The organism is Synechococcus sp. H60.1 (assembly GCF_047462335.1).
In the GTDB taxonomy this organism is placed as follows: Bacteria; Cyanobacteriota; Cyanobacteriia; order Thermostichales; family Thermostichaceae; genus Thermostichus.
Genome location: NZ_JANSJA010000116.1, coordinates 1 through 11,262 on the forward strand (window position 1 = coordinate 1; position 11,262 = coordinate 11,262).

Below are 11,262 nucleotides of genomic sequence, written 5' to 3' on the forward strand. Positions count from 1 at the left end.
CTTTGCTGGCAACAACCCGGTGCTGGGCGTGATCCTGGACGAGGTGACGCGGCGGCCCATTCCCATTCCCCGCTTCCAGGAGCTGGCCTCCACCGACCCGAACCAGCGCCGCCGCAACGACGATGGCAGCCAAAACCGGCAACTGCAGCCTGCCCGAGAGACGCGGGTCAACGCGGTGGCTGTTAGCGGCGTGCTCCCCTCGCGGCTGGATCAAACCGCCGGCGGCATGCACAACTTCCTGCGCCTCAACGAGCTGTGGAGAAATACCAACCTCTTCTTCAGCGGCTCAATGATCCAGCTCAACTACAGCACCTATGCCACCGGCCCCTTCTTGCAGCGCAGCTTCGAGCCGCCCAACCTGGTGCCGGATCCAACCTTTGTGCTCGGCTACGACTACTACTCCCCACCCAACCGCCGCTTCGGCTACGACGTGGGCCTGCAGATTGCTCGCCGCCCCGGCGCCGTCTCCAGCCGCTTCCAGTTCCCCTCCAACGCGCGCACCGAGTTCCTGCGCGAGCTGGATCCACAAGATCCGTATGTGCGGCGGCTGCGCTGCGCGCTCCAGGATCAGCCGGGTGTGCCGTTGGATCCGTCTGCCCAGATTGGCGGCTGCAATGAGTTCAATTGATATGGATCTGATATAGATCCGTCCGGTCAGGGGCAAATTAAAGTAGGGGCGAAATAGGGAGGGATCCATGGGCAAGGGTCGGCTGCGGTGGCAACTGGCAGCAGAGGGCTTTACCCTCATTGAGGTGTTGGCTTCGGTGATCATCGTGGCGCTTGCCATGACTGCTCTTGCCCCTGCCCTTACCTTAGTTGCCTACCGGCGGGCCATGAGCGAGCGGGTAGAGCTGGCCAACCGCCTGGCCCAGGAGGAGGTGGATCGCATCCGCACCCTGGTGGATATCGAGCTGTCGGCTGCTCCAAAGGCTTTTCAGGATCCGGCTCAACGGGATCGTCTGCCCAAAGTGGGAAAAGACCCGCTGGCCAGCACCCCACCCCCTGACGAGATGCCCGCCGATGCAAATGCCGGCGACTACACCCACAAAGACAACTATTCCCTTCGCCTGGCGCAAGTTCAAGTGCCGGGGCGGAACCCGGAAGAATACGTCATCCAAACCTTCCGCGATGAGGGAGCGCCCTGCATCGACCGGCAGGCAAGAACGGTTATTGAGGGGGTGCCCTGCAGCTTTCGCCTGGGCGTGCGGGTTTACCACCGCTTTTCTTTTGATCCAGACACGCGCAAAGCGCTGCCTGGATTGGGAACGGAGCTGGTTTCGGCCAACCAAAACTTGGCCAATGCCGATGTCTGGCTCTTTCCCCTGGCCACCTCCTTTGTAGAAATTAACCCCGCCGCCAACTTGGGAGATGTTTGCCGGCAGATAGCCATTACCAAAGGTGAGGATCCCAGGGAGAGGTGCCGGGCTTTCCCCTTGCCTGTCGGTCCTGTTGAAACCTGAGGCAGAGCCTGAGTTCCTGCCCGCAAAACCTGTTGCAAGATGGGGGTGTTGCCCTATGTTTTTCAGGATCTTTCGCCGCCGAGCCAGCAGAGGGTTTACCCTCATCGAGCTGTTGGTCTCGCTGCTGATTGCCTCCATCTTTCTCCTGGCCACCGCCATGATCGTCATCGAGACGATGCGGCTGGATCGGGAAGAGACGGGCCGCACCCAGGTGCAGGCGGAGCTAACCCAGGCCATGGAATATATCCAGCAGGATCTGGCAGAAGCTCTCTACATTTACAACGACACCGAACAGGACGGGATCCCAGATGTTATCCAGCGGCTTTACGAGCCAGGCTGGATCCGCCGCCCCGATGACGCTATCCCGGTTGTTGCCCTTTGGAAGCTGGAACCGATCCCGCGGGGATGCTACGAGGGCAACCCCACCTTGCAAGAGATTCGCGAAGGCCGTGCCATCTTGCCTGCCCAACCACCTGCTGGGTTCCTGCTCACAAACGGCGTAGATGCCGGCGAAGATGCGGATTGGGAAACGCTGCTCAGCCGCCGCGGCATCTACACCCTGGTGGTGTACTACCTGCGCCGCAACTACAACAACGCCGGCAACCCAACAGGGAACACTCCCTGGGAAGGCAACGCGCGGATCGAGCGTTTTGAGTTACGCCCCCTCGCAAGGCAAGGTGATAACGACTGCGCCGGGCGCAGCGAGTTCTTTAGCTCCGATCCGGATCCGTTCCGGGAAGGTTTTCTCGCCTGGCCCTCTCAGCAGGCTTTGCAGCAAAGGCCCCAGACCCCCATTGCCAATAGCCAGGAAGGCCCCCGCCTGATAACTCTGGTCTCCAACATCTTCAGCAGCCGGGAGGGGAGTCCACAGGTTGCACCCGCTTGCCCGCAGGGCTATGCCTTTGGCGGTGGCAAACCCAACGGCGTCACCTTCTCAGGGTTGGCAGATAACCAGAACGACGTGGGCTTCTACGTCTGCGTGCGGCGCAGCCCCGGCGCCGACCGACCCCAGGATGTGGTCATCAACATCACGGCCACGGCCATGGAGCGGGCCAACCCCGGCCTCTTCCGTCGCTACATTGAGGATGCCACCAGCGTCGATATCTCAGAGGTGTCGCGCTACCTGCTGCCGCTGCAAACTCGGGTTCTTGCCCGCGGTGTTATCAACCGTCAACTCTCCTAGGGGGAATGTCCACCATGTTGGCCTTGGAGAAAAAAACCATTGGCCCGGCGCGGCCGCTTCGATCCCAGGGCTTCACGCTGATAGAAGTCCTGGCGGTGGTGGTCATTATCGGCATTGTGGCCGGGCTGGCCGTTCCTTCCGGGATCAACATCTGGGCGCGCATCCAATTGGAGGACGCGCAAAACAAGGTGGAGCGAGCCCTGCGCACTGCCCGCACCAACGCTAGAGCTTCTCTTCAAGGCCGCGCCTGGGTGGTTGAAATCGACAACTCAGATCCGAGTGTCCCCACGCTGGTGATCCAAGACGAGGAAGGCCTTTGCGATGAGCCGATCCCTTGTCAGCGGGTGCGCCTGAATAATTTTGTAACTGTAACTAGTACCTTTGCCAACGAAAGAGGGAGGGCTGTTTTCGACTCGGAAGGGCGGGCGCGTCAGCTGGGGCGCTTTGTGGTTAGCAGCACCTACTCCCAGGGCGAAAACCGCTGCGTGGTGGTGAGCACTTTGATCGGCACTCTCCGCAAGGACAACAGGCCAGAATGTGGCAACGTCGCCAACGAGGCAGAGGAAGGATAGTTGGGGTAGGATAGTCAGGCTGTTCATCCCGGCCTATTGCCCTCACCCCCGGCCTCTCTCCCAAGGGGAGAGGGGAGTTGTCTAGGTTCACAGGTTATGGTCTCCTCAACTCTTGAAGCACCGGAAAAAGTTTTCCCCTGGCAAACTCGGCAGCCGGCTCTGCTGGTGCTGGCCGATGGCACGGCCTTTGCCGGCTGGTCGTTTGGAGCAGAGGGCACGGCGGTGGGTGAGGTGGTGTTCAACACAGGCATGACCGGCTACCAGGAGGTGATGACGGATCCAAGCTACCGGGGGCAGTTGATCACCTTCACCTACCCGGAATTGGGGAACACGGGGGTAAACGACCTGGATCAGGAATCGGCACAGCCCCAAGCCGCCGGGATCATCGCCCGCAACGTGTCGCGCCTGGCCAGCTCCTGGCGCGCTACGGGGACGCTGCCTGACTACCTCAAGCAGCACGGGATCCCGGCCATTGCCGGGGTGGATACGCGGGCCCTGACGCGGCGGCTGCGCTCACAAGGGGTAATGAACGGGGCCCTCTCAACCGAGATCTTGGATCCGCAGGCGCTGCTGGAGCGGGTGCGCCAGGCCCCTGCCATGCAGGGGCTGAGCCTGGTGGCAGAGGTGACAACGCCCAAGCCCTACGAGTGGCTGGAGCCCACCCCCGCCGATTGGGACTATGGCCGCAGCCAAGGGATCCGGATCCCGGATCCCCCTTTGCGGGTGGTGGCGCTGGATTTTGGCATCAAGCGCAACATCTTGCGCCGCCTGACTCGCTACGGCTGCCGCGTGATGGTGTTGCCGGCCCACGCCAGCCCGGAGGAGATCCTGAGTTACAACCCCGATGGGATTTTCCTCTCCAACGGGCCCGGGGATCCAGCGGCAGAGACAACGGCCATCCGCACCACCCAGGCGCTGCTGCAAAGCGGGAAGCCAATGTTTGGCATCTGTCTGGGCCACCAGATCCTCAGCCTAGCTCTGGGCGGATCCACCTACAAGCTGAAGTTCGGCCACCGCGGCCTCAACCACCCCTGTGGGCTGGAGCAGAAAGTGGAGATCACCAGCCAAAACCACGGCTTTGCGGTAAATGCCGCTTCGATCCCGGCGGAGGAAGCGGAAATTACTTACCTTAACTTCAATGACCGCACCGTGGCCGGGATCCGCCACCGCCACCTACCTTTGTTTTCCGTGCAGTATCACCCAGAGGCCAGCCCCGGCCCCCACGATGCTGACCATCTCTTCCGGGAGTTTGTGGAGCTGATGCTGCAGAAGAGAGGGCAGGAGTAGCCTAACCCTCACCCCCGGCCCCTCTCCCTGAGGGAAAGGGCGGCACGGGCTTCTTCCCGGTCGTCGAAGTGGATCTTCTCGGTGCCTAGGATCTGGTAGTCTTCGTGGCCTTTGCCGGCAATCACCACCGTATCGCCCGGCTGGGCCTCCAGGATGGCCAGGCGAATGGCTTGGCGGCGATCCACCTCCACCGCCCAGGGGGATCCAGGGATCCCGGCCAAAATGTCCTGCAGGATCCGCTGCGGATCCTCGGTGCGGGGGTTGTCGGAGGTCACCACCACCTGATCGGCCCAGGTGGCGGCAATGCGGCCCATCTGCGGGCGCTTGCCCCGGTCGCGATCCCCGCCACAGCCAAAGACGCAGATCAGCCGGCCTTGCACTTGCGGGCGCAGGGCCTTGAGCAGGTTTTCCAGCCCATCGGGGGTGTGGGCATAGTCCACAATTACCGTGATGTCCTGCCCCGGCAGGCTCACCCGCTCCATCCGCCCCGGCACACCGGGAAAATGGGGCAGGGCCGACTGGATAACCTCAACCGGGATCCCCAGGTGCAGCGCCACCCCTACTGCCGCCAGCAGGTTGGCCAGGTTGAAGGATCCCACCAGCGGCGCTGCCACAGCAAAGCTGCCCAAAGGAGTGTGCAGGGTTGCCTGCAGGCCGTTGGGGTGAAGTTGAACGTCACTGGGCCAGAGGGCAGGGATCCCTTCCAAAGGCCGGAGGGAATAGGCCCAGGGCTCCAGAGGGGCTGGGATGGCTTCGAGCAGCCGCCGTCCGCCCTCGTCGTCGGCGTTGACCACCGCCCGCCCCTGCAAGTACTCCGGCCGGAACAGGGTGGCTTTGGCCTGCCAGTAGTTTTCCATGCTGCCGTGGAAATCCAGGTGATCCTGGGTGAGGTTGGTCCAGACGGCAGCGGCAAAGCTACACCCCCAAGCCCGATCCTGGGCCAGGGCATGGGAGCTGACCTCCATCACCGCCACCTCGGCGCCGGCTGCCTTGGCTTCTCTCAGGCTGCGCTGCAGCTCCAGCGGAAACAGGGTGGTGTGGGGGGCTACCTGGCAGTGGCCGGGCCAGCGGTTGTAGAGGGTGCCCAGCAAGGCAGTGGGGCGACCGGCAGCCTGCAGCAGATGTTCGATGAGATGGGTGGTGGTGGTTTTGCCGTTGGTGCCCGTCACCCCTACCAAGGTAAGCTGGCGGGCCGGAAAGCCATAGAAGGCTGCCGCCACCTGGGCCACAGCCCGGTTCAAGCCAGCGCGGGGCCACACCAAAATGGGCCGACTGCTCCCTTCAGCCTCTCCGCTGACTTGCTTCCACGCCTCCTGCGAGATGAGAGCCGCCACCGCTCCTCCGGTAAGCGCCGCCCGGACAAACTCGCCGCCATCGACACGGGATCCCGGCATGCCCAAGAAGAGATCCCCGGCCTGCACCTGGCGCGAATCGGTGCACAGACCCCTGACCTGCACCCCCTCCAGGGATCCCTGGGCCAACTGGGGTTGGATCCCGGCTTGGCCGAGCAATTGGCGCAGATCGATCCCGTTGCTTCCCATGCTTTTGCCCCTCCCCACAGCTTTGCAGCTTAGGGTAGCCGCTGGGCCGGCTTTCTGGCCAGAGAAACCCTAGGCCAGGGCCTCTTCCAGCTTTTGCTTGGCCCAGAGGCGGGCGTAGAGGCCGTCGGCATCAGCCAGCAACTGGGCATGGGATCCCTGCTGCACGATGCGACCTTGGTTCATGACCCAGATCTGATCCGCCTCCACCGCCGCCGTGAGGCGATGGGTAATCAAGATCACCGTTTTCTGGGCCGTGGCCTGGCGCAGGTGGCGGAGAATGGCCTGGGCCGTCTCATTGTCCACGCTGGAGAGGCAGTCATCCAAAATCAAAATCGGCGCGTCCACCAGCAACGCCCGCGCCAGGGCCACCCGCTGCCGCTGGCCGCCGGAAAGGGTGATGCCCCGCTCCCCCACCAGCGTGTCGTAGCCCTTGGGAAAGTGGAGGATCTCGGCGTGGATGTGGGCGGCTTTGGCGGCCCACTCCACCTCCCAATCTTCCGCCTGGGGCTTGCCGTAGCGGATGTTGTCCCGAACGGTGGCGCTGAAGAGGAAGCTTTCCTGGGGCACGTAGGCAATGGCGCGGCGCAGGGATCCCAGTTGAAGCTGGGTAATATCCTGCCCATCCAGAAACACTTGCCCCGGCTGGATCTCCAGCAGGCGGGGCAGGGCATTGGCCAGGGTGGACTTGCCCGCCCCAATCGGCCCCACCACCGCCACCAGTTGCCCCGGCTCGATGCAAAAGTGCAGATCCTGCAGCGCCGGCGTTGCGGATCCCGTATTGGCATAGGCAAAAGTCAGCCCCCTAGCCTCGATACGCCCCTGCACCTTTTCCAGAGGCAGCGGCAGAGCCTGGGGGGCATCGCGGATGGTGGGCTCCACCCGCAGCAAGGCGTCGATCCGCTCCAGGCTGACCTGGCCCCGCTGGTAGGCGGTGATGGTAAAGCCCAGCAAAGCGGTGGGAAATACCAGCCGTTCCACGTAGAGGGTGAGGGCGGAAAAATCCCCAATCGTCAGCCGCCCCGCGGCAATCTGCGGCCCCCCCACTGCCAACGACAGCAGCAGGCTCAGGCTAACCAAAGCCACCAGGGAGGGGAAAAGCAGGTTGCGGGTGAGGGCCAAGCGCAAATTGGCCTGCAGCAGCCGCTCGTTGCGGCGGCGAAACTCCCGCTGCTCGTGCTCTTCCTGGGCATACACCTTGATCAGGGTGATGCCGTTCATGTCCTCCTGGATGAGATCGCTCAGATTGGCCAGCTCCTGCTGCACCTGAAGCTGCTCCTGCTGCAGACGGGTGCTGGTCAACTTCACCAGCCCCAGCATCACCGGAAACACCGATAGGGCCAAGGCGCTCAGACGTGGCTCAATACCCAACATGGCCGGCAGCGTAGTGCCGTAGGCAAAGATTGTATTGGCCAAATTGAGCAGGGCAAAGCCCAGTAGGCGGCGGACATTTTCCACATCGCTGGTGATGCGGGTGAGAATATCCCCGATGGTCTGCTGGGCAAAGTAGGAAGGCTGCAGGGTAAGCAAATGCTCGAAGATGGCCTGCTTGAGGCGAAACTCCACCTGCCGCCCTACGCCAAACATCCACACCCGCGAGGCAATGCGAATGCCCATCATCAGGGTGGAGACAACCAGCACCACCAGAGCGTAGAGGGCAATGCGGCTGGGCGACAGCGCGGCCAGGTTCTGGCTGAGATCATCGATGGCCAGCTTGACATACCAGGGCAGGAACACCCCCAGCCCGTTCACCACCAGCAGGGATCCAATGCCCAGCACCACCTGGCGCCGATAGGGGCGCAGATAATGGGCCAGTTGTCGGAGATGGGATCCCGCCACTCAGGTGCTCCTCCAGCTTCTTCCCACTCTAGCGCTGGGCCGGATCCCCCCGGTAGGGATTAGGCCAGAACCTGCGCTGGGGCCTGCTGCGCCAAGAGTTCCACCTGCTGGCGCGCCCAGGCATCTGCTTGCAAAATGTCCTCCAGGCTGGGGGCGGGGATGACCTGGTGCCGCTCACAGACCCGTTCCAGAAGGCGGGGGATATCCAAAAAACGAATGCGCTCTTGCAAGAACAAGGCCACGGCTGCCTCGTTAGCCGCATTCAACACCGCCGGCAGCGTCCCGCCCGCCCGCCCGGCGGCATAGGCCAGCTCCATGCAGGGATACTTGCGGTGGTCCGGCGCCTTAAAAGTGAGGGATCCCAGCTTGACCAAGTCGAGGGGATCCCAAGGGGTGGTTAGGCGCTCCGGCCAACTGAGGCCGTAGAGAATGGGCAGGTGCATATCCGGCCAGCCCAACTGGGCCAGAACCGAGGTATCGGCCAGCTCAATCAGGGAGTGAACGATGCTCTGGGGGTGGATGAGGATTTCGATGTGGTCATAGTCTAAGCCAAACAGCCAGTGGGCCTCGATCACCTCCAAGCCCTTGTTCATCAGGGTGGCCGAGTCGATGGTGATCTTGCGCCCCATCACCCAGTTGGGGTGTTTGAGGGCATCCGCCAGAGTTGCCCGATCCAGTTGCTCGGCAGGCCAATCGCGAAACGCCCCCCCTGAGGCTGTCAGCCAGATGCGGCGCAGGGATCCCGGCGGCACCCCCTGCAGGCATTGAAAGATGGCCGAATGCTCCGAGTCCACCGGGATGAGCTTGACGCCGTGCTTTTGCACCAGGGGCAGCACCACCGGGCCGCCTGCCACCAGGGTCTCTTTGTTGGCCAGGGCAATGTCCTTGCCGGCGCGGATGGCGGCCAGCGTAGGCAAGAGGCCGGCACAGCCAACGATCCCGGTCACCACCCGCTGGGCCGCGGGGTGAGCCGCCACCTGACACAGCCCCTCCGTGCCCGCCACCAACTCCGGCAGGGGTCGCATCCCGGTCAGCAGCGACCGCAGTTCCGGCAGCAGCTCCTCCCGGCCAACGGCCACAATCTGGGGGCGAAACCGCCACACCTGTTCCGCCAGGAGGGTAACATTGCTGTAGCTACTCAAGCCGACAACCCGAAAGCGATCGGGATACTGGGCCACCAAGTCCAGAGTTTGGGTGCCAATCGAGCCGGTGGAGCCGAGCAAGGTGATAGCCTGCATGGGTGATCCCTTTGCACTGGAGTGTCTGGGTTGCCAAAGAATGGCGGCCTGCCGGCGCGGACTTCCCCTGGCACAGCGTGCCCTGGGCTCCACCTCACAAGGGCTAGACCTGCCTCTCGCCCTTCATATTATCTTTGTCTGTGCTAGGCTGCTCTCCTAAGTTAAGCACCTCCGCGGGGATGCCGCGGTGGCGCTAGGGATCCGCCAAAGGCTAGCCTTTGGCCAACTGAGAGCCCAGCCCCTAAGCAAGCAGGGCTGATATCCTGAAGCTGGCTGGGGAACCCCCGCTGGAAAAGCTGCCCATGTTTGGCTCCGCAGAAGCTTTTGTCCGTCTCAAGGCAAGCAGCGCTTGGCGAGCTGTTCTCGGACTATGGCTAGTTCTAGGCGTGAGTGCCTGTGGCGGCGGCACTTCGGGTGGTTCTTTCTCCCCCCTCCGAGGACAAATTGAGGGATCCCACTTTGACGACCTCAACGGCAATGGCCTGCGGGATCCGGGAGAGCCGGGGCTGGCCGGCATCACCACCTTTTTGGACTTAAACGGCAATGGTCGCCTCGATGGGGGGGAGCCCAGCACCCTCAGCGATGCCAACGGCAACTTCCGCTTTTCCAACTTGCCCCCTGGCACCTACCGCGTCACCGCCCTTTTGCCCCCAGGGCGGGTGTTTACTGGGCCGCCCTCAGGCTTAGGTCGGATTGTCGGCGGCAGGCCGGCCCAGCCGGGGGCCTTTCCCTGGATGGTGGCCCTGCTGAACGCGGCGGAGCCGGATCCTTTTCAGGCGCAGTTTTGCGCCGGATCCCTGGTTGCTCCGGAGTGGGTGCTCACCGCCGCCCATTGCTTCTTCAATGATCAAGGCCAGCGGGTGGTGAACGCCCGCAGCCTGGATCTGTTGGTGGGAACAACCCGTCTGCAGGTTAGCGCCGGCCAGCGCATTCGCGCTGCGCAAATCGTCATCCACCCCGGCTACAATCCCCAGGTGGGGCAACTGGGGGGGAACGATCTTGCCCTGGTGCGCCTCTCGCGGCCGGTGGCTCTGGCCACCCTGCCCCTGGTGCAGCCCAACCAAACCAGCCTGACTGCCCCCGGCACGTTGGCCACCATTCTGGGTTGGGGGGCCACCTCCCCCCGCGACCTTGACCAAGAACCCAGCGGCTTTGCTCTGGATCTGCAACAGGCCGAAGTTCCCATCGTCGCCAACGAGGTGTGCAACGCGCCCCAGTCTTACAATGGCATCATTTTAGATACCATGCTCTGCGCTGGCTTTCCCCAAGGGGGTGTGGATACCTGTCAGGCGGACAGCGGCGGGCCTTTGCTCGTACCCAGCGGCAGCGGCTTTGCTCTGGCCGGAATCACCAGTTTTGGCAAAGGCTGCGCCCAGCCCAATTTCTACGGAGTGTATACGCGGGTGTCCAGCTTTGCCGGGTTTGTGCAATCGGTAACCGGCACTGCCCCCAGCCCAATGCCAGTTCCAACACCCTCCCCTTCTCCTGCCGTAGGGGCGACGGTCTCTTTGACGGTGAACCTGCGAGAGGGGGAGGTGGTTTCCGGGGTCAACTTCGGCAGCCGCGCCCAATAGGCAGGCCGGAGATGGTTTAGGATAGGGATCCCTGTTGTATCCAAGTCCGTTTTTGTTGATTGACGGAGGAGATGTCTTTCTTATGACTCAAGTGACGATTGGCGAAAACGAAGGAATTGAATCCGCGCTGCGCCGCTTCAAGCGCCAGGTCTCCAAGGCAGGCATTTTGCGGGATCTGCGCAACCATCGCCACTTTGAAACCAACCTGGAAAAGCGCAAGCGCAAAGCAGTAGCCATGCGGCGCAACCGCCGCAAATCGATGGCCTAGTCCTCTTCTCTTCAGTTACGGGATGTGGGTGGGCTAAAGCCCCTCTGCTTTAGTGGGGGAAGGAAGCCAACTTGGGGGCTTTAGCCCTGTTACCATTCTCGCGGCCCAAGGCAGCTACGTGCCTATTACACAGCAGAGTAGCTTGGTAGCCCCGTACTAAGTGCTCCGCGCTGCTAGCACGAGTAGTGCGGGGTGGAAAAGCCTTCGAGCGACTTAAGTCGCTCCCCAATGATGCAGGTCGTTACTATAGCTTTGGGTCGCCACTCAGCAACCATGGACTACGGATGCCAACAGGTTCTGATT

At 62.7% G+C, this 11,262-nt stretch carries 10 protein-coding genes; 7 read left to right on the top strand and 3 right to left on the bottom strand.

Features of this window, described 5'->3' with window-relative positions; translation table 11 throughout:
- From NW852_RS06415 to carA, 5 genes are all read left to right on the top strand, one after another.
- A partial coding sequence (locus NW852_RS06415; protein ID WP_414426568.1) for a hypothetical protein occupies nt 1-628 on the top strand: 628 nt, incomplete at its 5' end.
- 67 nt (nt 629-695) lie between these two features.
- The gene (locus tag NW852_RS06420; RefSeq protein WP_414426569.1) at nt 696-1,460 is read left to right on the top strand and encodes a prepilin-type N-terminal cleavage/methylation domain-containing protein; all 765 of its coding nucleotides are present in this window, start codon (nt 696-698) and stop codon (nt 1,458-1,460) included.
- 55 nt (nt 1,461-1,515) lie between these two features.
- Nucleotides 1,516-2,643: a PilW family protein gene (locus tag NW852_RS06425; protein WP_414426570.1), complete on the top strand. Its 1,128-nt coding sequence runs from the start codon at nt 1,516-1,518 to the stop codon at nt 2,641-2,643.
- A gap of 5 nt (nt 2,644-2,648) precedes the next feature.
- Nucleotides 2,649-3,215 (top strand): Tfp pilus assembly protein FimT/FimU, encoded by a 567-nt coding sequence (locus tag NW852_RS06430; protein ID WP_414370241.1) that lies wholly within the window; start codon nt 2,649-2,651, stop codon nt 3,213-3,215.
- 96 nt (nt 3,216-3,311) lie between these two features.
- Nucleotides 3,312-4,502, top strand: coding sequence for a glutamine-hydrolyzing carbamoyl-phosphate synthase small subunit (gene carA / locus NW852_RS06435; protein ID WP_414365921.1), 1,191 nt, complete (start codon nt 3,312-3,314; stop codon nt 4,500-4,502).
- A gap of 8 nt (nt 4,503-4,510) precedes the next feature.
- On the opposite strand, the gene NW852_RS06440 is transcribed toward carA, so the two are convergent.
- The 3 genes from NW852_RS06440 to NW852_RS06450 form a co-directional block, all read right to left on the bottom strand.
- Nucleotides 4,511-6,043: a UDP-N-acetylmuramoyl-L-alanyl-D-glutamate--2,6-diaminopimelate ligase gene (locus NW852_RS06440; RefSeq protein WP_414426571.1), complete on the bottom strand. Its 1,533-nt coding sequence runs from the start codon at nt 6,041-6,043 to the stop codon at nt 4,511-4,513.
- A gap of 69 nt (nt 6,044-6,112) precedes the next feature.
- Nucleotides 6,113-7,879, bottom strand: a complete 1,767-nt coding sequence (locus NW852_RS06445) for an ABC transporter ATP-binding protein (RefSeq protein ID WP_414365919.1) — start codon at nt 7,877-7,879, stop codon at nt 6,113-6,115.
- A 59-nt stretch (nt 7,880-7,938) separates the two neighbouring features.
- Nucleotides 7,939-9,117 carry a 1-deoxy-D-xylulose-5-phosphate reductoisomerase gene (locus tag NW852_RS06450; RefSeq protein ID WP_414370237.1) on the bottom strand — a complete coding sequence of 393 codons (1,179 nt, stop codon included), beginning with the start codon at nt 9,115-9,117 and terminating at the stop codon, nt 7,939-7,941.
- A 302-nt stretch (nt 9,118-9,419) separates the two neighbouring features.
- Here NW852_RS06450 and NW852_RS06455 point away from each other — a divergent pair, with 302 nt between their 5' ends.
- Nucleotides 9,420-10,691, top strand: a complete 1,272-nt coding sequence (locus NW852_RS06455) for a trypsin-like serine protease (protein ID WP_414370236.1) — start codon at nt 9,420-9,422, stop codon at nt 10,689-10,691.
- Nucleotides 10,692-10,773: 82 nt separating this feature from the next.
- Nucleotides 10,774-10,959, top strand: a complete 186-nt coding sequence (rpsU, locus tag NW852_RS06460) for a 30S ribosomal protein S21 (RefSeq protein ID WP_011429105.1) — start codon at nt 10,774-10,776, stop codon at nt 10,957-10,959.
- The last annotated feature ends 303 nt before the right edge of the window (nt 10,960-11,262 follow it).

Excerpts from the sequence above, each read along its gene's own strand:
- NW852_RS06420 (WP_414426569.1), top strand. The coding sequence starts at position 696 with ATGGGCAAGGGTCGGCTGCGGTGGCAACTGGCAGCAGAGGGCTTTACC.
- NW852_RS06425 (WP_414426570.1), top strand. The coding sequence starts at position 1,516 with ATGTTTTTCAGGATCTTTCGCCGCCGAGCCAGCAGAGGGTTTACCCTC.
- NW852_RS06430 (WP_414370241.1), top strand. The coding sequence starts at position 2,649 with ATGTCCACCATGTTGGCCTTGGAGAAAAAAACCATTGGCCCGGCGCGG.
- carA (WP_414365921.1), top strand. The coding sequence starts at position 3,312 with ATGGTCTCCTCAACTCTTGAAGCACCGGAAAAAGTTTTCCCCTGGCAA.
- NW852_RS06440 (WP_414426571.1), bottom strand. The coding sequence starts at position 6,043 with ATGGGAAGCAACGGGATCGATCTGCGCCAATTGCTCGGCCAAGCCGGG.
- NW852_RS06450 (WP_414370237.1), bottom strand. The coding sequence starts at position 9,117 with ATGCAGGCTATCACCTTGCTCGGCTCCACCGGCTCGATTGGCACCCAA.
- NW852_RS06455 (WP_414370236.1), top strand. The coding sequence starts at position 9,420 with ATGTTTGGCTCCGCAGAAGCTTTTGTCCGTCTCAAGGCAAGCAGCGCT.
- rpsU (WP_011429105.1), top strand. The coding sequence starts at position 10,774 with ATGACTCAAGTGACGATTGGCGAAAACGAAGGAATTGAATCCGCGCTG.